The following is a 25,837-nucleotide window of genomic DNA, read 5'->3' as shown; positions in this document are numbered from 1 at the left end:
CACCGCCGCAGCAGGGGATGGGGAGGGGCCATGGCGTACCGCCGGACCGTCGTCGACACCGCGCCCGACCTGTCCACCCTCACGCTCGGCGTGGAGGAGGAGTACCTGCTGCTCGACCCGGACAGCGGCCGGAACCTGCCGGTCGCCGACCAGGTGCTCGCCGCGCTGCGCGGCCCCGCGCGCGACCAGAGCCGCCAGGAGTTCCGGCACAGCATGGTGGAGATGGTCACCCCGGTCTGCGCCGACCTCACCGAACTGCGCGCACACCTGGTGGCGCTGCGCCGCTCCGCCGCCGAGGCCGCCACGGCGGCCGGCGCCCGACTGGTGGCGGTCGGTGCCACACCGGTGGCCGAGCCGCACCGGACGGTCCCCGACGAACCGCGCTACCACGCGATGTCGCGCCGGTACGGGCCGGTGGCGCACGACCCGGCGGTGTGTGGCTGCCACGTGCACGTCGGGCTGCCCGACCGGGAACTGGCCGTGCAGGTCTGCAACCACCTGCGGGTGTGGCTGCCGGTGGTGCAGGCGATCACCACCAACTCGCCGCTGCACGACGGGTACGACACCGGGCACGCCAGTTGGCGCTCGATGCAGTTGGAACGCTGGCCCAGTATCGGTCCGACGCCGTACTTCGCCTCCGTCGCCGACTACGACCGCACTGTCGACGAGCTGATCGCCGCCGGCATCATGCTCGACGCGGCGATGGTCTACTGGTACGCCCGGCCGTCGTCGACGTACCCGACGGTGGAGGTGCGGGTCGGTGACGTATGCACCGAGGTGGACGACGCGGTGCTGGTCGCCGCGCTGGTCCGGTCCCTCGTGGCCACCCTCGCCGACGACGTACGCGCCGGGGTGACCGCCCCGGACGTCCGGGACTGCCTGGTCGCCGCTGCGCACTGGCGGGCCGCGCATGACGGTCTCGACGGCGAGCTGATCGACCTGCGTGCCGGCGGGACCCGCCCCGCCTGGGCGCTCGTCGACGAGCTGATGGCGGTGATCGCGCCGGCCCTGCTGCGCCACGGTGACCTCGGGTACGTGTTGGCGCAGCTCGCCCGGCTGCGTCGCGACGGGACCGGTGCGATGCGGCAGCGACAGGTGCTGGACCGCGCCGGGGACATGCGCGCGGTCCTCGACGACCTGATCACCCGCACCGCCGCCAGCTGACCGCCCGTCAGGGCGCACCAGGGATTCAGCGGATGTCGTGGGTCTGTAGCCACAGCTCCAGCAGGCCCAGCTGCCACAGCTTGTTGCTGCCGGCCGCGGCCTCCGCCCGGTCCGGCTCGGCCAGCAGATGTGCCACGTACTCCGGGCGGAACAGACCTCGCTCGCGCGCGGCCGGCGCCTGCAACGCCTCGGCCACCAGCTCGCGCACCGGACCGTCCACCTTGCGCAGCGCCGGCACCGGGAAGTAGCCCTTGGGCCGGTCGATCACCTCGGCCGGTAGCACCTCCCGCGCGACCTCCTTGAGCACGCCCTTGCCGCCCTGGGCGACCTTGTGCTCCGGCGGGCAGTGCGCGGCCAGGGTGACCAGGTCCTGGTCGAGGAAGGGCGTACGCACCTCCAGACCCCACGCCATGCTCATACTGTCCACCCGCTTGACCGGGTCGTCGGGGAGCATCAGGTGGGTGTCCAGGCGCAGCACGGCGTCCAGCGCGGTCTGCGCCCCGGGCGCGGCGAGGTGCCCGGTGAGCAGGTCCCGGCTGGCGTCGTGCTCCAGCGCGTACGCCGGGCCGACGATGCGGCGCAGCTCGTCGTGGCCGCGGTCGAAGAACGCGGCGGCGAACGTCTCGGCCGCGCCGTGCCGGGGTGCCTCGACCAGTGGCTGGTGGTAGCCGTAGCCGGCGAACACCTCGTCGGCGCCCTGCCCCGACTGGGCCACCTTCACGTGCTGCGCCACCTGCTCGGAGAGCAGGTGGAAGGCGACCACGTCGTGGCTGCCCATCGGCTCGGTCATCGCCAGCACGGCCCGTCGGACGGCGGGCACCAGGTCGTCGTCGGCCAGTCGGATCCGCTGGTGGTCGGTGTCGTACGCGCGGGCCACCAGGTCCGAGTAGTGGAACTCGTCGCCGGACTCGCCGTCGCGACTGTCGAAGCCGATGCTGAACGTACGCAGGTGTTGCTGGCCGGCCTCGGCGAGCAGCGCCACGATGAGGCTGGAGTCCAGCCCGCCGGAGAGCAGCACCCCCACCGGCACGTCGGCGACCAGCCGTCGGCGTACCGCCGCGCGCAGCGCGTCGCCGATCGCGGCCCGCCAGTCGGCGGCGTCCATCCCGGCGTCGGCGGGCTCCCGCACGTAGTCGGGTCGCCAGTAGACCTCCTCACGGCTGCGCCCGTCCGCCTCGATCACCCGCAGGGTGGCCGGTGGCAGCTTGCGCACGCCGCGCAGCACGGTCCGCGGCGCGGGCACAATGGAGTGCCAGGAGAGGTAGTGGTGCAGCGCCACCGGGTCGATGCCGGTGTCGACGTCGCCGGCCCGCAACAGAGCGGGCAGGGTGGAGGCGAACCGCAGCCGGCCCGGTGTCTCGGCGAGGTAGAGCGGTTTGATGCCGAGCCGGTCGCGGGCCAGGATCAGCCGCCGCCGGACCCGGTCGACCAGCCCGATCGCGAACATGCCGACCAGGTGGTCGACGAAACGTTCACCCCAGTGGGCGTACGCCACCAGGATCACCTCGGTGTCGCTGGTGGAGTGGAAGGCGTACCCGGCCCGGTGTAGCTCCTCGCGCAGCTCCGGGTAGTTGTAGATGCAGCCGTTGAAGACCAGGGCCAGGCCCAGGTCGTCGCGAACCATCGGCTGCCCGCCCGCCGCGGACAGGTCGATGATGGTGAGCCGGCGGTGCCCCAGGGTCACCCAACCGTCGGTGAACAGGCCCTCGTCGTCCGGGCCGCGTGAGCGCATCGCCTCGGTCATCCGGGTGACCGCCGCCGCGTCGGGCGAGCGGCCGTCGAACCGCGCCTCCCCGCTGATCCCACACATCAGCCGGGCCTCCCGTCACCTCGCCCCCGACCGGTGCCGGCCGGTCCCGCCGACCGGACGGGGGCGCTGGCTACCCGTGCGCGCGGCGGGCAAACCCGTCAGCCGCGCAGGGTACGCAGGATGCGGGCCAGTTCGGCGCGGTCGGTGTCGTTGAGGTGGCCGAAAAAGCGGTCGGCCTCGGCCCGGCGCGCGGCCCGGATGGCGGTGCTGACGCGGTCGCCCTCCTCGGTGAGCGCGACCAGGGTCGCCCGGCGGTCGTCCGGGTCGGGTCGGCGCTCGACCAGCCCTCGGGTCTGGAGGTCGTCGACGACCTCGGTCGCCGAGCGGGGTGCGATGCGCAGGTGCTCGGCGAGGGCGCCGGGGCGTACCTCGCCGTGCCGGGCCAGCACGCCGAGGGCCCGGGACTGGCTGGGGGTCACGTCCCAGGGTGCCAGTGAGTCGCGGCTCTGCCGGCGCAGACGGGACGCCACCGCCCAGAACGTCTCCGCCAGGCTCTCGCCGTCGGCGCTCTCGACGGTGTGCTCGGTCACCGGAATACGGTAGCAGGATATGTGGTTGCTCCCTCATGATGAGGTAACCTCAGCAATGTTGTCGACGAAGGGTAGAAGCTCCCTTGGAACCCACCCCGAAGGGCCGCGACCGCGGCCACCGCACCCTCAGCGCCGAAGAGAAGACGCAGGCCCGTCAGGTGTCGCTGCGCCGTATCGGCCGTCTGTTCACCCCCCACCGGCCCGCGCTGGCCGCCGTCACCGCGATCATCGTGGTCTCCTCGATCATCGCGATGGCCACACCGTTCCTCCTGCGCGCCGTGATCGACCGCGCCCTGCCGCAGGGCGACGTGACGCTGCTGGTCTGGCTGGTCCTCGGTATGGTCGCCGTCGCGGCGGTGACCTCCGCCCTCGGCGTCGTGCAGACCTGGATCTCCACCCAGGTCGGCCAGCGGGTCATGCACCGGCTGCGCACCGACGTGTTCAGCCACCTCCAGCGCCAGTCGCTCGGCTTCTTCACCCGCACCCGCACCGGCGAGGTGCAGTCGCGGATCACCAACGACATCGGCGGCATGCAGTCGGTGGTCACCTCCACCGCCACCGCCGTTGCCGCCAACCTCACCACGGTGGTCGCCACCACTGTCGCCATGGTCGCACTCTCCTGGCAGCTCTCCCTGGTCTCGCTCGTGGTGCTGCCGCCGGCCATCTGGCTGACCCGTCGGGTCGCCCGGATGCGCCGCGAGATCACCGCCCAACGGCAACGCGAACTCGCCGACCTCAACGTCACAGTTGAGGAGGGGCTTTCGATCAGTGGCATACAGCTGGCCAAGACCCTCGGCACCGGCCCCGCGCTGATCGACCGGTTCACCGCCTCCTCGGCCCGCCTGGTCGACCTGGAGCTGCGCAGTGAGCTGGCCGGCCGTTGGCGGATGGCCTCGATGAGCATCATCTTCGCCGCCGTACCCGCGGTCATCTACCTCGCCGCCGGGCTGCCCGGCACCGCCGGCACGCTGAGCATCGGCACCCTGGTCGCCTTCACGGCCCTGCAGGGCGGCCTGTTCCGACCGCTGATGGGCCTGCTCAACGTGGGCGTCTCGCTCACCGCGTCGCTGGCGCTCTTCGCCCGGATCTTCGAATACCTGGACCTGCCGGTCGACGTGGCCGACCCCGCCGAGCCGGTCCGCCTCGACCCTGCCCGCGTGCGCGGCCACCTGCGCCTGGAGGACGTCACCTTCGGCTACCCGGGCAGCGACACCGCAGCCCTCGCCGGGATCACCCTCGACGTGCCCGCCGGCACCAGTCTCGCCCTGGTCGGCGAGACCGGCTCCGGCAAGAGCACCCTCGCCGGGCTGATCAGCCGACTGCACGACCCGAGCGCCGGCCGGATCACCGTCGACGGCGTCGACCTGCGCGACCTGCGCCTGGCCGACCTGGCCGCGATCGTCGGCGTGGTCAGTCAGGAGACGTACCTGCTGCACACCACCGTCCGGGAGAACCTGCGCTACGCCCGGCCGGAGGCCACCGACACCGAGATCGAGGACGCCGCCCGCGCCGCCCAGATCCACGACCTGATCGCCGGGCTACCCGACGGGTACGACACAGTGGTCGGCTCACGCGGGCACCGGTTCTCCGGCGGTGAGAAGCAGCGCCTCGCCATCGCCCGGACCCTGCTGCGCGACCCGCGCATCCTGGTCCTCGACGAGGCCACCAGCGCGCTGGACACCGAGACCGAACGCGCCGTACAGCGGGCCTTCGACGTGCTCGCCCAGGGGCGCACCACGATCACCATCGCGCACCGGCTCTCCACGGTCCGCGACGCCCACCAGATCGCGGTGCTCGACCACGGTCGGATCGTCGAGGCCGGCACCCACGCCAGCCTGCTGGACCGCAACGGCCGCTACGCCACGCTGGCGGCCTGAACACCGGATCACAACCGTCTCGAAACAGTCTCGGAACTGTCTCGTTACGGCGCGGTCAGGTGGCGGTAGACGGTGGCCCGCGAGACACCCAGCGCGGCGGCGATGGCGTCCACCGAGTGGGTGCCCGCCGCGTGCATGCGCCGGGCCGCCTCGACCTGCTCCCGGCCCAGAGCGGGCGGCCGTCCCGGTCGCCGACGCCGGCTCGCCGCCGCACCGGCCGCGGCGTCCGCGGGCGACCGGGCTGCGGCGTCCGCGTACGGCCCGGCCGCCGCGTCTGCGGGCAGCGGGGCTGCGGCGTCCGCGGGCAGCGGGGCCAGCAGTCGGCGTACGCCGTCGAGCATGTCGGCGCGCAGCACCTCGTCGGACACGTCGGTGAAGAACACGATCGGATCGCTGCACGACGCGACCGCCTGCACCGCCCGGACCCGCTCCCGACGCCCTGCTTCCGGCCCGGCGATCAGGTCGTTGGCCCGCATCGCGATAGCTATCAAGCGGTGGTACGTGTCGCCCCGACCGATCAGCGCGATGTCGTGGAAGAGCATGCCGAGCGGCCGGCGGTGGGCGAGCATGATGTCCACCCAGCCCTCCAGCACCGTCCACCGGGCCCGCTCGGTGGGCTGTGTCTGAGCCGAGTCGAGCAGCGCCTCCAGGTCCGCCATCAACGGCTCGACCAGAGCGGCGAGCAGATGCTCCTTGGCCGGGAAGTGGTACAGGATGGCGGCCTTGGTGAGCCGCAGCCGCTCGCCGATCTGGCGCAGCGAGGTGCGCTGGTAGCCGTGCTCGGCGAACAGGTCGAGCGCGGCGCGCAGGATCCGGGTGCGGGTGTCGTCCGCGGGATCGGCGGTCATCCGGCCAGCCTAGCGACGCCCTGACCGGTGGGGACGATCACCGTTGATTCGACTGACCATCGGTCAGTACAGTGGGTGTTGGTCGACGTAGCCAACGGCAGGAGGGGCCATGCCCGTCATCTCGATCGGCAACCTGGTCAAGACGTTCGGCGCCATCCGGGCACTCGACGGGCTGGACCTGCACGTCGAGCAGGGGGAGGTGCACGGCTTCCTCGGGCCCAACGGCTCCGGAAAGTCCACCACCATCCGGATCCTGCTCGGGCTGCTCCGCCGCGACTCCGGCGACGCCCGGGTGCTCGGCGCCGACCCGTGGCGCGACGCGGTCCGCCTGCACCGCCGGCTGGCGTACGTGCCGGGCGACGTCAGCCTCTGGCCCAACCTCACCGGCGGGGAGGCCATCGACCTGCTCGGTCAACTACGCGGCGGCCTCGACCGGCGTCGCCGCGACGAGCTGTTGCACCGCTTCGACCTGGATCCGACCCGCCGTTGCCGCACCTACTCCAAGGGCAACCGGCAGAAGGTCGCCATCGTCGCCGCCTTCTCCTCCCCGGTGGAGCTGTACGTGCTCGACGAGCCGACCTCCGGCCTCGACCCCCTCATGGAGGCGGTGTTCCAGGACGAGGTCCGGCGGGTCAAGCAGGCCGGCGCCACAGTGCTGCTCTCCAGCCACGTGCTCGCCGAGGTCGAGGCGCTCTGCGACCGGGTCAGCATCATCCGCGAGGGCCGTACCGTCGAATCCGGCACCCTCGCCGAGCTGCGCCACCTCACCCGCACGGCGGTGACCGTCGAGACCGCCCGCCCGGTCATCGGCCTGGACGCCCTGCCCGGCGTGCACGACGTGCACGAGGTCGACGGCCGCACCCACCTGGAGGTCGAGCCCGCCCACCTCGACAAGCTGCTCGGCCAGCTCATCCGCTTCGGCGTCCGCGCGCTGACCAGCACACCACCCACCCTGGAGCAGCTTTTCCTGCGCCACTACGGCGACGACCCCGCCGCCACTGCCACCGGCGCTCCCGCCGCCGCTGCTGCATCGGGCGCTGCCGCCGCCGCATCGGGCGGTCCCACCGCCGGCCCCTCGGACGCCGACGCGCAGGTTGACGCCCCGCAGGGCGGTGCCCGGTGAGCGCCCTCACCGGCACGACCCGGCTGGCCCGGCTCGTGCTGCGCCGCGACCGGATCCGCCTCGCCATCTGGATCCTCGGCACGCCCCTGCTCGGCTACGCCCTCGCCGGCAGCGTCGCCGGCATCTACCCGGACGAGGAGGCCCGGCTGGGCTACGCCACCACCTCGGCGTCCAGCCTGGTCGCCCGCGCCTTCAACGGCCCCATCCACGGCACCGACCTCGGCGCCGTGGTGGTCGCCGAGACGTACGTGACGCTGGCTCTGATCGTCGCGCTGCTGAGCACCTTCGCGGTGACCCGGCACACCCGTCAGGACGAGGAGACCGGCCGGGCCGAACTGCTCGGCGCCAACGTGGTCGGCCGGTACGCGCCGCTCACCGCCGCGCTGCTCGTCATCGTCGCGGCGAACACCCTGGCCGCCGTGCTGCTCGCGGTCGCACTGGTCGGCGCCGGTCTGCCGCTCGCCGGCTCCGTCGCGGCAGCGGCCGCGATCGGCGGCGTAGGGGTCGCCTTCACCGCGATCGCCGCGGTCACCGCCCAGCTCTCCGTCACCTCGCGCGGCGCCAACGCGCTCGCCGCCGCCACCGTCGGGCTCGCCTTCGTGCTGCGCGCCGCCGGAGACGTCCTCGGCGAACAGAGCGCCGACGGCACCCGCGTACGCAGCGCCTGGCCGTCATGGATCTCCCCGCTCGGCTGGGGCAACCAGGTACGAGCCTTCGACGGTGAACGCTGGTGGGTGCTCGCCCTGCCCGTCGCGCTGCTGCTCGCCGGGGTGGCGCTGGCGTACGCCCTGGCCGAGCGACGCGACCAGGGCGCCGGCCTGATCGCGCCCCGACGCGGGCCGGCCACCGGCGCGCCACGGCTGCTCAGCCCCACCGGGTTGGCCTGGCGAATGCAGCGCGGCACGCTGCTTGGCTGGGCGGTCGGGGTGGCCGTGCTCGGCCTCTCCATGGGTGTCGCCGCCGACGAGTTCAACGACATGATCGACGCGAACCCGGCCGCCGCCGAAGCGATCAACGCGATGGGTGGCGGAGCCGACCTGATCAACGCGTACCTGGCCGCGATGCTCGGCCTCTTCGCCCTGACCATCGGCGCGTACGTCGTGCAGACCCTGCTGCGCGTACGCGGCGACGAAGCCGACGGGGTGCTGGAGGCCACCCTCGCCACGGCGGTCAGCCGCACCCGCTGGCTCGGCACCCAGGTGCTCGCCGCGACGCTCGGCGCGGTCGCCCTGCTGCTCCTCGCCGGTGTGACCACCGGACTCGGCTACGGCATCGTCACCGGAGACCCGCTCGGCCAGGCCGTCGAGCTGGGCGGTGCCGCGCTGCTGCGCCTGCCGGCCCTGCTCGTGATCGCCGGGGTGGTGACCGCGATCTTCGGGCTGCTGCCACGCTGGTCGGTGGTGCTGTCCTGGACGGCGCTGCTGGTCTTCCTGCTCCTCGGGCAGCTCGGCGCGGTGCTGGAGCTGCCGCAGGCCGCACTCAACGTCTCGCCGTACACCCATGTGCCGGCCGTGCCCGCTGTCGACCCGGTGGCGCTTCCCCTGGTGGTGCTGGCGGCGGTGGCCGCGGCCCTGCTCGCCGTCGGTGCGGCCGCCTTCCGCCACCGCGACGTCCCGTCCTGAGCCACGGCTCGTGCGTCCTGATGATCGCTGGCAGCTGAGCGACTCGACACGCCGACGCCAGCCCTGCTGAACTGCCACCGATCAGTACAGCTAGCACGCTTGGGCTGTGGCTGGGGGGTTGTGCACAGGTTGGCGGCTGTCCACAGGGGCCTACTGGTGTGGTTGCGGCGGGCTGGGGTGGGGCTTCACGGTTTGGTGCGTGAACGTGGTGCTTCGGGAACTCGTGGAGCTTGGCGGAGGGCTGGTGACGCTCGGGGCGGCCGGGCAGGTGGTGCCGTCGTGGACGCTTCAGCAGGCTTGTCGTAATGGCGAGTTGGTACGGGTGCTGCCCGAGGTGTTCGTGGCGGCGCACCTCGTCGGTGGACGGCCCGGCGCTCCGGTTCTGAGTCGACTCGACCCGGCCATGAGTCATCGGGCGGCTCTCGCCTGGGCGAACGGCCACGGCGCGCTCAGTCATCTCAGCGCCCTCGCCGTGTGGGGGTTGCGCCCGGAGGTAATGGGTGAGTCCGTGCACCTGAGCGCGCCGGCGAGCGCCAGCCTGCGCACGCGGCCCGGGGTGATCGTGCATCGACGCCGTGGCCTGACCATCGAGCCGCCGCAGGTGGTGGTCCGGCGGGGCCTGACGGTCACCCGCCTCGAACAGACTCTCGTCGACTCGTGGCCGACGTTGCCACCCGCCGACCGGCGGGCGCTGGTGATCCGCGCCGTCAACGACTGGCTGACCACACCCGAACGGCTGTCGACAGCCCTGAAGCGGGTGCCGAAGCTGATCGACCGGGCGGCGTTACGGACACTGCTGACGAAGCTTGCCGACGGCTGCCGCAGCCCGCTGGAAATCTGGGGACACGAACACGTCTTCACCGGTCCGGGAATGCCGGTGTTCCGCCGACAGGTGCCGGTCCGGGTCGGACGGCGCACGGTATACCTCGACATGTTCGCCGAGCGGGAACGGGTCAACATCGAACTCGACGGGGCCACCACCCACGGCAGCCCAAGCCAGCGGGAGATCGACCTGCGCCGCGATGCCCTACTGGCGGCCATCGGGATCCTGGTCGTCCGCTTCGCCCACCGCCGCCTCGTACACGAAGTCGACGAGGTGCGCCGGGAAACCCTCGCCATCTTGGCGACCCGCCGAACTGACGGGGTTGCCCGGTGCTGGCAGCCTCGACGGCGTGAGCACCCTCCTGACGCAGCTTCCGGCGCTCCTCGGCGTTCTGGTCGGCACCCTGGGCACGATCCTCGCCACCTCGCTCGCCGACCGCGCGCGGTGGCGGCGCAGCCAGAGCGTCCGCTGGGACGAGCGGCGGCTCGACGCGTACGTCGACTACGCGCACGCCCTCAAGGAGAGTCATGCGGTGGCGCTGCGACTGACGGCCAACCACCGGCCGGGATCGCGAAGCCACCCCATCGACCGCGAGGAGGGGCTGACCCGGCTGGTCGAGGCGGACGCTCGTCGCACCATCGTCTGGGAGAACCTGCTGCTGCTCGGCGACGAGCCGACGGTTGTCGCCGCCGCTGCCTGGCGGGACGCGATCTGGCAGGTCGAACGGCTCGCCCGGGGAATCGTCGAGCCGCCGTCGGACATCGCGGAGACGCTGAGCCGGGCCAACGAGGCCCGCGACGGCTACTACCGGGCGGCCCGCCGCAGCCTGGGTGTTCGGGGTGGTTCGGTGGAGCAGTCCGCCGCGCTGCGACAGGCGCTGACAGGTCGTTCCGCCGCGAGGCCGGACATACCCGCAATGAGGGCGGCGGCCGGTACTGAAAGATCATGGACAGCGAATTGACAGTGCGGGAGATGAGCCGAACTCGTTGCCACGCGAGGAGCGGCTCGGATTCAACATAGCTAGACATGTCAAATGAGCCAACGCTGCTTGTTAGGTGAGTCGCGGTGTGATCAAATCGGATTGCCACGCGAGGAGTGCCATGCGAGAAGTGCCATGCGAGAAGTGCCGGATTACTGGCGCATCGCCGATGATGTGATTGTCGACGTCAGGTCGAAGAAGTTGAAGCCGGGGGACAAGCTGCCCTCGATCGTCGAGCTGCGTGCTCGCTACGACGTCAGCCACGGGACCGTGCAGATGGCCTACGCTCGGCTGGAGGCGCTGCGCGTGATCCGGCGGCAGCAGGGCAAGGGCGTCTTCGTGACCGACCCAAAGAACTGGATGCGGGAGCCATAGGTAGCGTCCCGGCGATCAAAACGGACCTTACGGGTACCCCCGTCCCGCTCTTGTGACGACTAGCGTCGGCGGGTGATCGACCGGAAACTGCTCTTGTCCGACCTGCGGAAGCAGGTCAAGAACCTGGAAAAGGACCTGCGGGAGCAGGTGCGACCAGCCACGGCGATCCGGCCGAAGGCGAGATCGACCTCCGCCGCGACGCCCTGCTCGCCACCATCGGGATCCTCGTCGTCCGCTTCAGCCACCGTCGCCTCACCGCGGTCCAGGTCCGCCAGGAGACTCTGGCCATTCTCGCCAACCGGGCGGAACGGGTGTGGACGGGGTGGGGGTGGGGTGGGTCTGTTGTGGGGGGACTCTGGGCGTCTGTGCCGACTCTGCCGGGTGCTCGCTGTGGCGGTGGAGGAGTTCGGCGATCCATCGTGCGGCTTCTCTTTGCGCGGTGAGCAGGTGGGCGCGGGCGTCGGCCAGGTCGTGGTCGTCCGCGTGGTCATCCAGGATCGTCGCCCACTGGCGGCTGAGCTCCTCGGCGTACCGGGCCTTTCGGATCTGCTCGTCGAACTGGTATTCCAGCTTAACCAGGCGGTCGACGTGCGGCTGGAGCGCCGGCATGATCCGTTCGTCGAGTCGTACGGCGGCGTCGGGGCGGCAGGTGAGCGTGATGTCGCCCCGCTGGTAGTGCCACAGGGGATCCTCGGCGAGCGCCCGCTGCAACGCCACCTCCAGGTCTCCGGCCCGGTGCGGGGGCAGGTCCCGGGCGGCGTCGGCGGCCAGCCGGGTCAGCCGCTGGATGGCGTTGGCTTGGAAGTACTGCACGTACCAGCTCAGCACCTCGGACCGCAGGCTCGCCGGTGACGACCAGGCGAACGTGGCGCGGATGTAGAACGAGTACACGTATCCGCGTGCCGGGACCGCGATCAGCCGGGGTGCGTCGCGTTGTTCGACGAGTGGACCGGGCGGCGACGGCGCGGCAGCGGAGCCGACAGGCGCCTCGTCCTGGAGTGCGGCGACCAGCCGATCCCAGCTACGCGCCCACCACCGCCAGCCGCGCACACCGGCGTCGCGGGCGATGGTCAATCCTCGTACGCCCCGGTGCCGCCACTGGTCCGCGGGCCTCGGCCTCCCGTCGGGGGCGTCCGTCATGGCACCCCTCCACGGTCACGGATCCGCATTTCACGCTAACAAGCGGTGACCGATATGCCTGCCGCCACGCCGTCACCGAGCAGACGGCATATCGACACGAACCAGGCCGTGCGCCGTCGACGCCGGCCCGCTCCTCAACGAGGCGGTGCCGTCCTGACCGCTGCCCAGCCCCGCCGTCAGCGGCAGTGGCGACGGAGCCTCACGGTGGGCGACGGCGCCTGGAGGTGGATCTCTGATCACCGCTCTGACTCTGGGGTATGAACATGACCCTGAGGTATCGCACTCAGGAGTGACATGCCTCCCGCGCCGGGCCCGGCGGTGCGGGCGGGTGCCACCCGCACCGCCGGTCATCACGGGTCAGTGCGTAGCAGGCGGGATGCTCTGCTCGTACTGGAAGACGTTGTGCGGGTCGTACTTCGCCTTGATCTTGCGCAGCCGGGGGAAGTTGTGCCCCCAGTAGGCCTTCTCCCACTCGGCCATGCCGATGTTCGGCACGTTGACGTAGGCACCGTCCACGTAGGGCCGCAGCGCCTGACTGAACTCGGCGATCCAGGTCTGGGCGATCGGGGTGATGGCATCGTCGCTGTCGGGTTCGCCGCGGGTGCCCCAACCGACGCCGGGCTCGGAGTAGAAGAGCGCGTCGCGGTGCGGGAAGGCGGCGCCACCGAACGGCTCCTGCCGTTGCGCCCCACGGCCGAAGGCCTGGGTGAAGAAGTTGCTGTCAGGCGAGGGCGCCTTCTCCATGAACTCACGGACGATGCTGACCGCCTTCTCCGGGAACGGCTCGCGGGTGAACTGGGAGAAGAACTTCCACTTCGCGGGCTCGTCCTCGTTCGGGATCTGGAAGCCGGCGTAGACGTCGCCCCAGCCGCCGATCTGCACGGTGACAGTGGGGTTGCCGATCGACAGGATCGGCGCCAGCAGCTTCCTGGCCTCCGCCTCGGATCCCTCCGCGAGCACCGCGAACAGTAGGATCTCATCCGGGTGGACCTCGACCTGACTGCCGAGCCGGGGGTCGGTGAAGGGTGCGACGCGCTGCCAGGCGTCGAATACCTCGTGCAGGTCGCCGAGACCAGGCCAGGTCACCTGCAGGTAGGCGACGCTGGTGAGCGGAGCGACCTTGTAGGTCAGGGAGGTGACGATCCCGAAGTTGCCGTTGCCCGCGCCGCGCAGAGCCCAGAGCAGGTCCGGGTAGTTCCACGGGTCCACCTCGAGCACCTTGGCCCCGTCGGCGCCCGCCGCCACGACGATCTCCGCGCCGATCAGGTTGTCGCAGGCCATCCCGAGGTAGCGGGTGAGGAAGCCGAAGCCGCCGCCGAGGGTGGCCCCGGAGAGGCCCACGGTCCCCTCCGTGCCGGTCGTCGCGGCCAGGTCGTATTCCCCGAGGGCGGTCACCGCCTCCGACTGGTTGAGCCCCGCGCCGACCTTCGCCGTGCGGGTGGCGGTGTCGATGTGGACGTCCTTCAGCTCGCTGACGTCGATCACGATCCCATTGTCGACGTTCGACCAGCCTTCCAGGTTGTGCCGGCCACTGCGTACCCGCAGCGCGACGTCGTGCTGCCGCGCCCAGGTGAGCGCGTTGACCACGTCCTGGGTTTCCTGAGCGAAGACGATGACCAGCGGATAGTGCACGAACAGTTCGTCCCAGCCGAGGCTGGCCTCCGCGTAGTTGGGGCTCTGCGGGCGGACGATCCGGCCGGTCAGCTGTGCCGGCGGAAACTTCGTGTCGGAGGGCCACCCGGGACCGTCGGGCGCGATGGCCGAGCTGCCGGCCGGGTCAGTTCGGGGCGGGCTGGTCCAGGATGGCGCTGAACCGCTCCTCGGCAAGATCCAGCTGGCCGAAGATGTGCCGCTTCACCGCTGGCGACAACGGAGTGTCCGGCCGGCCGATCAGATCCCGGAACAGCGGCACCAGCGGCCGGTACTTCCGGGCCGACGAGATCACCTTCGGCCCGACCGTGTGGATCACGCCCACCCCGTTGTCGGTGAAGTCCGACACCTTGATCACCCGGGCCCAGGGCTCCCGGTCCAGACTGACCGCCAGATGCTCCCGGTACTGCTCGTTGCGGTCCCGCTCGGGGTCGTACACCGGATTGGTGACCGCGGCGACCAGGGTGGCCACCCGTGGCCCGAACCGCGCGGCGAGCGCGGCCAGCGCGGCCCCGGTCGGGTCGGTGCCCGGGTCGCCGTCGGCCAGCTCGACCGGATGGTCCTCCACCGCGTCGTGCAGCAGACCAGCGACGATCACGTCCACGTCCCGCACCTGGTAGTGGTGCATCAGCCTGATCGCCACCCGCAGCAGGTGGTTCAGGTACGGCTCGCGGACGCGTCGATCGTCGCGGTGCAGTTCGGCGGCGAGGTCGAGCGCGGCGGTCAACCGCGCCCGGGCCCCGTCGTCGAACTGCTGGACCTCCAACCGGAAACGCTCCAGCAGGCCCGGTTCGCCGTGGATCTCGGTGATCGCGTGCATCGGCATGCTGCCCAGGTGCGGCGGGAAGTCCATGCGTCACTTATAGCCGATCTTCACCACATCGATGAGCCCGTACGTCGCCGACCCGACCGCGAGTTGCGGGCACGCCGAGCCGTCAGACCGGCAGCCGGTCGGCGCCGGCGAGCGGACCCACCAGGAGCGGCACCAGCGGTGCCGGTAGCACGGGGTCGCGGCGCAGGGTGGGCGTCCAGCCCGCGTCCGCGGCCAGGTCGGGGTCATGGCTCGCGTTGTACGCCGCCAGCAGGTCGACCGGTCGGGCCGCCCCGGCGCCCTGGCGGACCCAGGAGCCCCGCTCGGTCAACGCGGTGCCGCCCCAGTCGTAGAGCAGGTCCGCCGGATCGACCGCAGCGTCCACTGTGAAGAAGTTGTTCTGCGCGTAGATCGCCGACTGGACACCGACGCCGAGCGCGTACTGGAAGTCGTCCCCACCGAGTCGGTAGTGGTTGTTGTAGATGTCGACCTGACCGAAACGCACCCGGGGCAGCCGTTGCAGGACGCCGTCGAAGAGGTTGTGGTGCAGGGTGACCCGCAGCCGGCCCACGTCCGGGCCGACGGTGTTGGACGAGCCGATCAACAGCAGCTTGTCCCGGCCCGTGAAGCGGTTCCAGGAGGCGGTGACCAGGCTGGCGGTGTGTGTGACGTCCAGCGACCCGTCGTGCACCTGGTACGGCCGACCGAAGTACACCGGCTGGGCGCTGTCCGGGTTGTCGCCGTCGGTGAAGGTGTTGTGGTCAACCCAGACGTTCTCGCTGCGGCGTACCGAGATCTGGTCGTACTGGCTGTTCCAGTTGCCTGCCTCGCCGTCGGCCGGCGACCAGGCGGGGAAGCAGTCCCGGGCGTCGACGAGGGTCAGATTGCGGACGATGACGTTCGACGCCCGGTCGATCATGAGGGTGAGGCCGGTCAGTCGAGCGCCCCGCAGCCCGACGATCGTGGTGTTCGGCCCGACGTTGATCTGGGTCTGCCGGGTCTGGTTGGTCACCGAGCGCACCCGAGCCTCCTCCAGCGGCCCGCTCGGTGGCACCCGTCCCCACACCGCCGGGTCGTACGCGGCCAGGTAGGCGTCCAACCGGTAGGCCGGGTCGGCCAGGTCGGCGCAGCTCAGCGGCGTGCCGCCGGGTCCTTCGAAGCCATCGATGGCGCCGTCGACGTAGATGAGCTTCGGGGTGGCGTCGGCGGCGTTGCCGGCGTTGTCGCCGCCCAGCGCGTCGACCAGCTCCGCCCGGTTGTGGACCACCCGGGTCCGCTCGCGGGTGGCCGCCGCGCCGCCGGTGGTGCCGGGGCCGTCGGCCGCCCAGCCGTCCCGCTCGGGCAGCGCCTGCCGGCCGAGGTGACGGGCCGTCCAGGAGAGCCGGTCGTCGGTGCGTGCGACGGCGGAGGCCGGGGCCGCGCCGAGGAGGAGGGCGATCACTGTGACGCCGCCGAGGATTCTGCGCATCGGCTCTCTCCGTTCGTTGGGGGTGGGGTTTCGTCTATCCCGCCAGCTCGGCGCGGTACGCGGCGGACGCCCACGGCACCCCCAGTTCGCTCGGCAGCGCCCCCCGCTCGGCCGACCGGCGCAACACGTCGACGACGCCCCGCAGGTGGCGGACCCGCTCCCCGCCCTCGCCGAGGGTGTTCACCAGCTCGCCGTCGAGCAGTCGGGGCTCCGGCGCGGGCCGCAACGCGTCCAGCAGCGCGGTGAACGGCGCGGTACGGGCCAGCGGTGCGATCAGTGGCACGCCCACCGGGTCGACCCGGTGGGCGAGCAGGTTCTCCAGCAGCCCGAGCCGCCCCGGCACCCGGCGGGTCACCACGTCCCCGGGCAGGCGCAGCCGGTCGGTCGGGTACTCCAGCACCGCCTGCCCCGTCGTACCGGTCACCACCACCTCGCCCGCCACGAACTCCTCGGCGGCCAGGGTCACCGCCACCAGCACCGGCGGCCCGGCGCGGAACCTGACCCGCAGCACGGCGGTGTCCTCCACCTCGATCGGCCGGACCCGGTAGCGTTCCACCTCGATCGCGACCGGCCACGGCGTCGCCCCGCCGAGCGCCTCGGCGATCGCCAGGCAATGCATCACCGCGTGCGCGAGCGGGTTGGCGAGCGCGCCGTCCAGCACCGGTCGGCCGTCCACACTCCGTCGACCGGCCCAGGGGGAGCGGGCGTAGTAGGCGTCCGGCCGTTGCCAGGCGGCGATGGTGGAGATGCCTGTGACAGTGCCCAGCCGGCCGGCGGCCAGCGCGTCGGTCAGCGCGGTGAGGGCCGCCGAGCCGAGCGCCTGGAAGCCGACCTGGGCCACCCGGCCGGCGGCGGTGAGGGCCCAGGTCAGCTCCTCGTGCTCGGCCAACGACAGCACCGGCGGCTTCTCCAGCAGCAGGTCCGCGCCGGTGGCCAGGGCGTCGCGGGCGATCGCCAGGTGGGTGTGCGGCGGCGTGCAGATCACCACCACCTCCGGCCGGGTGGCGGCGAGCATCGCCCGGTGGTCGGTGAACACCGCCACCCCGGGCGGCACCGGGGCGGCCGGGTCGTCCTCCACCGGCCGGACGTCGACCAGGGCGACCAACCGCAGCGCACCGGCGGCGTGCAGGGGCGCGATCACCCGCCGGTGCCAGCGACCGTGCCCGTTCGCCCCGATCACCGCCACCCGGGGCGACGGGGTTGTCCCGGTCACCGCAGACCGGTCCGGGTCGACCCGGTCACCGGGCACCGGCCAGGGTGGCCTCGACGCCGTGCCGCTCCAACGCGGTCAGCCAGGCGATCACGTCGGCGCGGACCTCGTCGTCCTCGGCCACCTCCACCGGGATGACGTCGCGCAGCGCGAAGACCGCGTCGACAGCGCCCGCCGGGCTCTGCGCCCCGGCGTCCAGCGCGGCCCGGATCGGCCCGGCCAGCGGGTCCTGGAGCGGCAACGGCAGACCGTCGTCGGCGTACCCCAGCGCGAAGCGCAACCAGGACGCCACGACCAGCGCGCCCCAGCGCGCGGACCGCCCGGTCGCGCGCAGGTCGGCGATGGTGTGCAGGACGCGCTGCGGCAGCTTCTGGGAGCCGTCGGTCGCCACCTGGAGGGTGCGGTGGTGGATCGCCGGGTTACCGAACCGGGCGAGGGCCTGCTCGCCGTAGTCGACCACCCGCACCCCGTCCGGTGGGGTGAAGCTGGCCGCCACGTCCTCGGCGACCAGCCGGCGCAGCACCTCACGCAGGTGCGGGATCTCCAGCGCGTCGGCGATCGTCTCCCGACCGGCCAAGGCTCCGAGGTACGCGATGGCGGAGTGCACCCCGTTGAGGGCGCGCAGCTTCAACCGCTCCCACGGGCCGGCGTCGTCGGTGAGCACCGCCCCGGCGAACTCCCAGCCGGGCCGACCGCCGGGGAAATCGTCCTCGATCACCCACTGTGCGTACGGCTCGGCGGCCACGGCGGCCAGGTCGGTCACGCCGAGCGCCCGCCGGGCCGCCTCGATCGTCTCCGGGGTGCTGGCCGGCACGATCCGGTCCACCATGGTGCCCGGGCAGGTGACGTTGCCGGCCACCCACTCGACCAGCCCGGTGGGCACCGCGCCGGCCCGGCTGACCGCCTGGTCGAGCATGCCCCGCAGTCGTCGACCGTTGGCCGGCAGGTTGTCGCAGCTCACCAGGGCCACCGGCCCGGCGTCCGCGGCGGCCCGGGCGGCCAGCCCGCGCAGCAGCAGCCCCGGCACCGTGGACGGCGGTCCGCCGCCGGCCAGGTCCGCGGCGAGCGCCGAGTCCGGGGACAGTCGGCCGGTCACCGGGTCGAGTTGGTACGCCTTCTCGGTGACGGTCAGGGTCACCACGCGAACCGCCGGGTCGGCGAGCAGCGCCACCACGGCGTCCGGGTCGCTGGGCGCGTGCCGGACACCGCTCAGGGCACCCACCACCCGGGTGGAGCTGCCGGCCGCGGAGAGGGCGCTGACGCTGAACAGGTTGTCCTGCGCGGCGATCGCCTCCACGACGGCGGTGCTGTGCGGGGCAACGGCCATGATGCCCCAGTCACCCCCGGCGGCGCCGACCGCCGCCTCGGTGAAGACGGCCTGGTGGGCCCGGTGGAACGCGCCCAGCCCCAGGTGTACGACGCCGGTCGGCACGGTGCCCGGCCGGATCAGCGGGCGGGCCTCGGCGGGCAGCCGGCGCAGCATGCCCAGACCGAGCCGGGAGGCCCCGACGGTCACCGCCATGCCGGACCGTCCGGGAAGCGGAACTCGGCGATCGACGCGGGCTTCATGGTGGCGCTGTAACCAGGCCGTTCGGGCAGCAGGTAGCGGCCACCGCGGGTCCGCACCGGATCGACGAAGTGTTCGTGCAGATGGTCGACGTACTCGATCATCCGACCGTCCAGACCGGTGCCCACCCGCAGGTAGTCGAAGATCGCCAGGTGCTGGACGTACTCGCAGAGGCCCACGCCGCCGGCGTGCGGGCAGACCGGCACGCCGAACTTCGCCGCCAGCAGCAACTCGGCCAGGACCTCGTTGACGCCGCCGACCCGGCAGGCGTCGACCTGCATCACCCCGATCGCCTCGGCCTGCAACAACTGCTTGAAGATCACTCGGTTGGCGGCCACCTCCCCGGTGGCCACCCGGCAGCGGCCGGCGGTCAACTCGGTCACCGCGCGGGCGATCCGGGCGTGCCCGAGGATGTCGTCGGCGTGGGTGGGCTCCTCGATCCAGTACGGGTCCACCTCGGCCAGCGCCGCCATCGCGGTGATCGCCTCGTCGACGTCCCAGACCTGGTTGGCGTCCATCATCAACAGCGCGTCCGGGCCGATCTCCTCCCGGATGATCCGGGCCCGCCGCAGATCGTCGGCGAGCGGGCCGCCGACCTTCATCTTCATCGCCCGCCAGCCGTCGGCGTACGCCTGCCGGGTCAGCGCCCGCACCTTGTCGTCGGGGTAGCCGAGCCACCCGACCGAGGTGGTGTACGACGGGAAACCGTCACGTTCGAGGGTGGCCAACCGGTCGGCCAGCCCGTCGCGCCCCTTGTCGAGGATGGCGGCCGCCTCGTCCGGGGTGAGCGCGTCGGTGATGTGCCGGAAGTCGACGCTGGCCACCAGGTCGTCGGTGGGCAGGTCGGCGAGGAAGCGCCACATCGGCTTGCCGGCCAGTGTGGCCCGCAGGTCCCACACCGCGTTGACCAGCGCGCCGGTCGCCATGTGGATGACGCCCTTCTCCGGGCCCAGCCAGCGCAGCTGCACGTCGGCGCTGAGCGAGCGCCAGAACGCCACCGGCTCGGCGGTGATCTCCTCGACGGTGCGTCCCTGGACGTGGTGGGCCAGGGCACGCACCGCCGCGCAGGTGATCTCGTTGCCTCGGCCGTTGGTGAAGGTGAACCCGGCCCCGGTCGGGCCGGCGTCGGTGCCCAGCTCCACGTACGTCGCCGAGTAGTCACCCCGGTTGATCGCGTCGGAGCCGTCGCCCCGGGCGGCGGTGGGGAACCGCACGTCGTGCACCTCGACGGAGGTGATGGTGACCGTCACTGAGCCTGCCTTTCGTTCGCGACTGCGGGGCTCCGCTGCGCTGCACTCCTCGCGCTCACAGGTGGTGGTCCCCTCCGAAGTTGAAGACCCGCTTGGGCAGCCGGTACGCCAGGTCGACGATGGTCTCGGCGGCCTCGTCCATCGGCAGCCGGTGCTCGGCGACGAGCCGGGCCAGGTAGCCGGCGTCCACCCGGCGGGCCACGTCGTGACGTACCGGGATGGAACAGAACGCCCGGGTGTCGTCGACGAACCCGGTGGTGTTGTAGAAGCCGGCGCTCTCGGTCACCGTCTCCCGGAACCGGCGCAGCACCTCCGGGGAGTCCAGGAACCACCAGGGCGCGCCGAGCAGCAGCGCGGCGTACCCGCCCGCGAGGGGTGCCAACTCGCGGGTGAAGGTGTCCTCGTCGAGGGTGTAGAGCACCAGTCGCAGCCGGGGGTCGTTGCCGTAGCGCTCCAGCAGCGGGGCGAGCGCGTGCACGTATTCGGTGGCCTGCGGAATGTCGCCGCCGACGTCGCGGCCGTGCCGGGCGTGCAGCCACCGGTTGTGGTTGCGCACCGCGCCGGGGTGCAGCTGCATGACCAGGCCGTCGTCGAGCGACATCCGGGCGAACTCCACGAGCATGTGCGCCCGGAACGCCTCCGCGTCGGCGGCGTCGGCCTCGCCGCGCCGGCCCCGGTCGTAGAGCCGCTCGGCCTCGGCCGGGGTCAGGTCCAGCGTGCGCGCGGTGGGGTGGCCGTGGTCGGAGGAGGTGGCGCCGGCGGCGATGAACGCGGCGCGTCGGGCCCGCAGCGCGGCCAGGTAGCCGGCGTACGTGCCGGTGTCCTCACCGGTCCGGTCGCCGAGACGGTCCACGTTGGTCGACCAACCCTCGAACTCCATGTCCACCACGTCGTCCGGGCGGAACGTGGTGACCACCCGGCCCCCCGGCCCGCCCCACCCGTCGGCGGCGAGCTTGGCGTGCTGCGCGAGGTCGTCAAGCGGTGACTCGGTGGTGGCGAGGACCTCGATGTTGAACCGCTCGAACAGCGCCCGGGGCCGGAAGTCCGGCTCGGCGAGCCGGGCCGCGATCTCGTCGTAGAGGGCGTCGGCGGTGCTCGGGCGAAGCGGGGTGTGCACCCCGAACACGGTGCGGAAGGTCTGCTCCAGCCAGAGTCGAGACGGGGTGCCCCGGAACAGGTGCCAGTGCGCGGCGAAGCGTCGCCAGATCACCCGGCCGTCGGTCTCCACCGGGCTGCCGTCGCGGGTGGGCACACCCAGGTCGGACGGGGGGACGCCCTGGCTGAGCAGCATCCGGGTCAGGTAGTGGTCGGGCACGATGAGCAGCCGCGCCGGGTCCGGGAACGGGCGGTCCTCGGCGAGCAGGGCCGGGTCGACGTGCCCGTGCGGCGAGATGATGGGTTGCGCCGCCGCCAGGGCGTACAGCTCCCGGGCCAGCGCGCGCTGGCCCGGCTCGGGCGGCAGGAGCAGGTCGGTGTGGTCGAACGTGGGCACGGAGTGGGGCTCCTCGTCTCCTGTGTCAGCGGGGGGTGAGCAGGTCGGCGACGCGGACGGGTTGGCCGGTCTCGAAGGACCGGTTGGCGGCCAGACCGGTGAGCAGTGCCAACGCGCCGTCGTCTGCGGTCGCGGCGCGGCCCAACGGGTCGGGTTGACCGCCGAGGAGCACCCCGGTCATCCGGGCGTCCGCGCCGCCGTGCCCGTGCCGACTGCGACCCTCCACCGGGATCTGCCGGGGCGGGGCCCAGAACGGGCGCAGGGTAAGCGTCGCACCACCGCCCTCGGCCGGCGCCTCGGCACCGTGCAGGGCGGCGCCCTTGACCGCGCCGGCGGTGCCCCGGTCGACGAAGTCGTTCTCGGCCACGTCCAGCTCCAGTCGCCCCCGGCTGCCGTTGACCATCACCCGGTAGCCCTCCCAGGGCGCGTACGCGGTGAGGTGGTAGGTCATGGTGGCGCCGGTGGAGTAGCGGGCCAGCACCGCCATGTCGTCCTCGATGCTCACCCCGGGGGCGAAGACGTTGCGGTCGCGCTGGTAGCCGTCCTCGGCCTCGGCGTCGAGGTACAGCTCGCGCAGCCGGGGGTGCGCGTCCAGCCGCAGCGCGAACGGGTCGTCGGCGGCGGCGGGGGAGCCGTACGCCCGGTCGTAGTCGCGGGCGTAGCCGTGCCGGCGACCGTCCTTCCCGTAGAAGAAGAGTCGACCGGCCGCGTACACCTCGACGGGCGTGGCGGCCAGCCACCAGTTGACCAGGTCGAAGTGATGGCTGGCCTTGTGCACCATCAGCCCGCCGGAGGTGGCCTTGTCGCGGTGCCAGCGGCGAAAGTAGTCGGCGCCGTGGCGGACGTCGAGCAACCACTCGAAGTGCACCGAGCCGATCTCGCCGACCGCGCCCTCGGCGAGCAGCCGGCGAACCTGTTCGTGCAGCGGGTTGTAGCGGTAGTTGAAGGCGACCGTCACCCGCCCACCGGTCTCGGTGACCGTGTCCAGGATCCGCCGGCAGCGGGCCACGTCCACTGTCATCGGTTTCTCGGTGACGACCTCCCGGCCGGCGCGCAGCGCGGCCACCACGTACTCGTCGTGGGTGACGTCCACGCTGGTGACCAGGACGACGTCGACGCGCTCGGAGTCCAGCATGGCCGCGAAGTCACCGGCCGGGTACGTGGGCACCGGGCGGTGACCCAGCTCGCCCAGCCAGCGGTTGTGCGCGTCCATCCGGGCCTGGTTGACGTCGGCGAAGGCGACCAGCTCGGTGGTGTCGGCGTGGTCGAGCACCAGCGCCCGGACGAACATCTCGGCCCGCGCGCCGGTGCCCACGACGGCGTACCGGACCCGCCCGGCGGCTCTCGGTGACATGCGGTCGCCTCCCGTGGTGCTGCAAAGGTTTGCAATGAAGTAATCACGATCGATCCATGCGCGTCAACGACGACAGCGGGATCGGCGTCATATGTCAGCGTTTGGGGGGTGGCTGGTGACCAAGGGGAGCGTGGGTGCAACACAGTCGTAATCATTGACCGTTGACACTGGCGCAACCGTTTGCATTAATGGGCCACACCTGCGTGACCGCCACCACATCGGACGAAGGGGCCGCCGTGCCAGTCACCATCCGGGACGTCGCCCGGGCGTCCGGTGTGCACATCTCCACCGTGTCCCGCACCTTCTCCGCTCCGCACCTGGTCAACCCGGAGACCCGGGTCCGGGTGCTGGCCTGCGCGGAGGATCTGGGCTATCGGCCGAACCGTGCCGCCCGGGCCCTGATCACCGGGCGGACGCACAACATCGGGCTGATCATCGCGGACATCGCGAACCCGTTCTTCCCGCCGCTGATCAAGGCGGCGGAGAGTCAGGCCCGGCACCGCGACTACCACGTCTTCGTGGCCGACACCAACGAGGACCCGACCGCCGAGGAAGAACTGGTCCACGCGCTGGCCAAGCAGGTGGACGGGGTGCTGCTGTGCAGCCCTCGGATGAGCAACAGCCTGATCGAGCAGCTCAGCCGCGAGGTGCCACTGGTCGTGGTGAACCGTCAGGTGACCGGCCTGCCCTGCGTGCTGATGGACGTCGGGCAGGGCGCCCGCTCGGCGATCGAGCACCTGGTCGGCCTGGGGCACCGCAGCATCGCGCTGCTCGGTGGCCCGCGCAGCTCGTGGACCAACCGGGAGATGCGCCGTGCCGCCAGCGCGGCAGCCCGAGCCGGCGGCGCGGAGCTGACCATGCTCGGCCCCAACGCGCCCACCGAGGTCGGCGGCTCCGCCGTCGCCGAGCAGGTACGACGCAGTGGCGTGTCGGCAGTGCTCGCCTACAACGACCTGATGGCGATCGGCCTGATCGAAGGGCTGGACGCGCTCGGGGTCCGGGTGCCGCAGGAGGTGAGCGTCGTCGGGGTCGACGACATCACCCTGAGCCGGCTGACCCGCCCCAAACTGACGACGGTGGCCACACCCACCGGGGCCGCCGGCCGGACGGCCGTCGACATGCTGCTGCAACAGGACATCGAGTCACCGCGCGGTGCGCGGGGATCCGGTGCCGGCACGGCGCTCGGCGTCCGTCGTACCACAGCACAGGTAATGCTCCAGACCGACCTGGTCATCCGCGACTCGACCGGCCCGGGCCCGTACGCCCGACCGGCACGTCCCCTGGCCGCACCACGTGGCCCGGGCCCGCATTGCCCTGCGGACCCGGGCATCCCGACTGCGGCCACCGGTGACGCCGTCGCCTCCTAATGCCGAGGAGTGAGCGCACATGCACCCCGCAACGCCCCCCACCACTGACGCGCCCGTCGGGCGCGCCCACCGTACCCCGCTGCCTCGGCGGCGCCTGCTGCGTGGCCTGCTCGCCGTGACGGTCGCCGCACCACTGATGTTCGGCGCCGCCGCCTGCGGAGACGACGGCGGCGGCGCGGCCGACCCGAACGCCCCGGTGAAGCTCTCCATCTTCTGGTGGGGCGGCGACGCCCGGGCCAAGCTGACCGAGGACGCCCTGGCCCTCTACACCAGGAAGCACCCGAACGTGACGTTCGAGAAGACCTGGCAGGCCAACCAGGGCTACTTCGACAAGCTGGCCACGCTCACCGCTGGCGGCAACCCGCCGGACCTGTTCCAGATCGACGACAACTACCTGGCCGAGTACGCGGCCCGCAACACCACGCTGGACCTGACCTCGTATCAGAAGTCCGGGAAGCTGGACACCTCCAAGTTCCCCGAGAGCCTCTGGCAGTACGGCGTCGTCGACGGCAAGCTCGCCGGTCTGGCCGCCGGGGAGAACACCCAGGGCCTGGTCTACAACAAGACGCTGCTGACCAAGCACAACCTGCCCGAGCCCACCACCGGAATGTCGTGGGAGGAGCACATCGCCTGGGCCGAGCAGGTCACCGCCAAGACCAAGGTGCCCGGCACCCAGGACCCGAGCGCCGACTACAAGGCCTTCTGGGTCTGGCTCCGGCAGCAGGGCAAGGACCTCTACCAGGGCAAGGAGCTGGGCTTCACCGCCGAGGACGTCACCAAGTGGTTCGACCTGTGGAAGGGCGCCCGGGACCGCAAGGCCACCCCGACCCCGGACGTCATCCACGAGGGCAACTCCAGTGACGTCACCAAGCAGCTGGTGGTCACCGGCAAGTCGGCGACCTCCTGGGTCTGGGCCAACCAGATGCCGGACCTGAAGAAGAACACCAAGGACGAGCTGGGCGTCATCGCCTACCCCGGTGACCCCAGCGCCCAGTGGGCCCGGGCCTCGATGTACTGGTCCGTGTTCAAGGGCAGCAAGCACAAGGACGTCGCGGTCGACGTGATCAACTTCCTGAACAACGACGTGGAGGCGGTCAAGCTGCTCGGCACCGACCGCGGTCTGCCGTCCAACCTGGACCTGCGCCGGGTGGTCAGCGACGACACCACCGACCCGGCCATGAAGCAGTCCATCGCCGTCGAGGCGGAGCTGACCCAGAAGTTCGGCAAGTCGCCGCAGGTGCCGATCAAGGGGCACAGCAAGGTGAAGTCCGAGCTGATCAAGGCTGCCGAAAACGCTCAGTACGGCCGGGCCACCACCGCCGAGGCTGCCACCCAGTTCGTCGAGGCGTGCAAGTCCGCCATCGCCTGACGCCGCGA

At 71.9% G+C, this 25,837-nt stretch carries 20 protein-coding genes and 1 pseudogene; 9 read left to right on the top strand and 12 right to left on the bottom strand.

Annotated elements, in window-relative coordinates; genetic code table 11:
• Positions 1-30 precede the first annotated feature (30 nt).
• The gene (locus tag ACIA47_RS01180) at positions 31-1,164 is read left to right on the top strand and encodes a glutamate--cysteine ligase (RefSeq protein ID WP_396704404.1); all 1,134 of its coding nucleotides are present in this window, start codon (positions 31-33) and stop codon (positions 1,162-1,164) included.
• Between the two features lie 25 nt (positions 1,165-1,189).
• On the opposite strand, the gene ACIA47_RS01175 is transcribed toward ACIA47_RS01180, so the two are convergent.
• Positions 1,190-2,974, bottom strand: a complete 1,785-nt coding sequence (locus tag ACIA47_RS01175) for an N-acetylglutaminylglutamine amidotransferase (RefSeq protein ID WP_396704402.1) — start codon at positions 2,972-2,974, stop codon at positions 1,190-1,192.
• Positions 2,975-3,072: 98 nt separating this feature from the next.
• The gene (locus ACIA47_RS01170; protein WP_396704400.1) at positions 3,073-3,504 is read right to left on the bottom strand and encodes a MarR family winged helix-turn-helix transcriptional regulator; all 432 of its coding nucleotides are present in this window, start codon (positions 3,502-3,504) and stop codon (positions 3,073-3,075) included.
• 83 nt (positions 3,505-3,587) lie between these two features.
• On the opposite strand from ACIA47_RS01170, the gene ACIA47_RS01165 reads away from it, so the two are divergent.
• On the top strand, positions 3,588-5,381 hold the full coding sequence (locus ACIA47_RS01165) for an ABC transporter ATP-binding protein (protein ID WP_396704398.1): 1,794 nt from the start codon (positions 3,588-3,590) through the stop codon (positions 5,379-5,381).
• Positions 5,382-5,425: 44 nt separating this feature from the next.
• Here ACIA47_RS01165 and ACIA47_RS01160 read toward each other — a convergent pair whose 3' ends face one another.
• On the bottom strand, positions 5,426-6,229 hold the full coding sequence (locus tag ACIA47_RS01160; protein WP_396704396.1) for a TetR family transcriptional regulator: 804 nt from the start codon (positions 6,227-6,229) through the stop codon (positions 5,426-5,428).
• 109 nt (positions 6,230-6,338) lie between these two features.
• Between ACIA47_RS01160 and ACIA47_RS01155 the strand changes: the two genes are divergently transcribed.
• The 5 genes and pseudogenes from ACIA47_RS01155 to ACIA47_RS01135 all read left to right on the top strand — a co-directional run bounded on the left by ACIA47_RS01155 (position 6,339) and on the right by ACIA47_RS01135 (position 11,151).
• Positions 6,339-7,352 (top strand): ATP-binding cassette domain-containing protein, encoded by a 1,014-nt coding sequence (locus ACIA47_RS01155; RefSeq protein WP_396704394.1) that lies wholly within the window; start codon positions 6,339-6,341, stop codon positions 7,350-7,352.
• On the top strand, positions 7,349-8,974 hold the full coding sequence (locus tag ACIA47_RS01150) for an ABC transporter permease (protein WP_396704392.1): 1,626 nt from the start codon (positions 7,349-7,351) through the stop codon (positions 8,972-8,974). The genes ACIA47_RS01155 and ACIA47_RS01150 overlap by 4 nt, the downstream gene beginning before the upstream one ends.
• A 403-nt stretch (positions 8,975-9,377) precedes the next feature.
• Positions 9,378-10,082 (top strand): annotated as a pseudogene (locus tag ACIA47_RS01145) (endonuclease domain-containing protein); the annotation flags it as partial.
• 64 nt (positions 10,083-10,146) lie between these two features.
• Positions 10,147-10,758 carry a hypothetical protein gene (locus tag ACIA47_RS01140; protein ID WP_203126147.1) on the top strand — a complete coding sequence of 204 codons (612 nt, stop codon included), beginning with the start codon at positions 10,147-10,149 and terminating at the stop codon, positions 10,756-10,758.
• A gap of 153 nt (positions 10,759-10,911) precedes the next feature.
• Positions 10,912-11,151: a winged helix-turn-helix domain-containing protein gene (locus tag ACIA47_RS01135; RefSeq protein WP_396704390.1), complete on the top strand. Its 240-nt coding sequence runs from the start codon at positions 10,912-10,914 to the stop codon at positions 11,149-11,151.
• Positions 11,152-11,403: 252 nt separating this feature from the next.
• Here ACIA47_RS01135 and ACIA47_RS01130 read toward each other — a convergent pair whose 3' ends face one another.
• From ACIA47_RS01130 to ACIA47_RS01090, 9 genes are all read right to left on the bottom strand, one after another.
• The gene (locus tag ACIA47_RS01130; RefSeq protein WP_203126150.1) at positions 11,404-12,291 is read right to left on the bottom strand and encodes a hypothetical protein; all 888 of its coding nucleotides are present in this window, start codon (positions 12,289-12,291) and stop codon (positions 11,404-11,406) included.
• Between the two features lie 357 nt (positions 12,292-12,648).
• The gene (locus ACIA47_RS01125) at positions 12,649-14,118 is read right to left on the bottom strand and encodes an FAD-binding oxidoreductase (RefSeq protein ID WP_396704388.1); all 1,470 of its coding nucleotides are present in this window, start codon (positions 14,116-14,118) and stop codon (positions 12,649-12,651) included.
• Positions 14,069-14,794 carry an HD domain-containing protein gene (locus tag ACIA47_RS01120; protein WP_203126151.1) on the bottom strand — a complete coding sequence of 242 codons (726 nt, stop codon included), beginning with the start codon at positions 14,792-14,794 and terminating at the stop codon, positions 14,069-14,071. The genes ACIA47_RS01125 and ACIA47_RS01120 overlap by 50 nt, the downstream gene beginning before the upstream one ends.
• 82 nt (positions 14,795-14,876) lie before the next feature.
• Positions 14,877-16,220 (bottom strand): polysaccharide lyase family 1 protein, encoded by a 1,344-nt coding sequence (locus tag ACIA47_RS01115; protein ID WP_396704385.1) that lies wholly within the window; start codon positions 16,218-16,220, stop codon positions 14,877-14,879.
• A 34-nt stretch (positions 16,221-16,254) separates the two neighbouring features.
• Complete coding sequence (locus ACIA47_RS01110) at positions 16,255-17,433, bottom strand: Gfo/Idh/MocA family protein (protein ID WP_396704383.1); 1,179 nt, start codon at positions 17,431-17,433, stop codon at positions 16,255-16,257.
• 25 nt (positions 17,434-17,458) lie between these two features.
• Positions 17,459-18,952: a mannitol dehydrogenase family protein gene (locus ACIA47_RS01105; protein WP_396704381.1), complete on the bottom strand. Its 1,494-nt coding sequence runs from the start codon at positions 18,950-18,952 to the stop codon at positions 17,459-17,461.
• A complete protein-coding gene (locus ACIA47_RS01100) occupies positions 18,943-20,247 on the bottom strand; it encodes an enolase C-terminal domain-like protein (protein ID WP_396704379.1) in 1,305 nt (434 codons plus the stop codon). The genes ACIA47_RS01105 and ACIA47_RS01100 overlap by 10 nt, the downstream gene beginning before the upstream one ends.
• A gap of 55 nt (positions 20,248-20,302) precedes the next feature.
• Positions 20,303-21,739 (bottom strand): glucuronate isomerase, encoded by a 1,437-nt coding sequence (gene uxaC, locus ACIA47_RS01095; protein ID WP_396704377.1) that lies wholly within the window; start codon positions 21,737-21,739, stop codon positions 20,303-20,305.
• A 25-nt stretch (positions 21,740-21,764) separates the two neighbouring features.
• On the bottom strand, positions 21,765-23,093 hold the full coding sequence (locus tag ACIA47_RS01090; RefSeq protein WP_396704375.1) for a Gfo/Idh/MocA family protein: 1,329 nt from the start codon (positions 23,091-23,093) through the stop codon (positions 21,765-21,767).
• A 236-nt stretch (positions 23,094-23,329) separates the two neighbouring features.
• Between ACIA47_RS01090 and ACIA47_RS01085 the strand changes: the two genes are divergently transcribed.
• Positions 23,330-24,460, top strand: a complete 1,131-nt coding sequence (locus ACIA47_RS01085) for a LacI family DNA-binding transcriptional regulator (protein ID WP_387349420.1) — start codon at positions 23,330-23,332, stop codon at positions 24,458-24,460.
• A gap of 19 nt (positions 24,461-24,479) precedes the next feature.
• Complete coding sequence (locus ACIA47_RS01080) at positions 24,480-25,829, top strand: ABC transporter substrate-binding protein (RefSeq protein WP_396704372.1); 1,350 nt, start codon at positions 24,480-24,482, stop codon at positions 25,827-25,829.
• The last annotated feature ends 8 nt before the right edge of the window (positions 25,830-25,837 follow it).

The sequence above is a fragment of the Micromonospora sp. NPDC051227 genome (genome assembly GCF_044455385.1).
Lineage (GTDB): Bacteria > Actinomycetota > Actinomycetes > Mycobacteriales > Micromonosporaceae > Micromonospora.
This window is presented reverse-complemented; position numbering and strand designations above follow the sequence as displayed.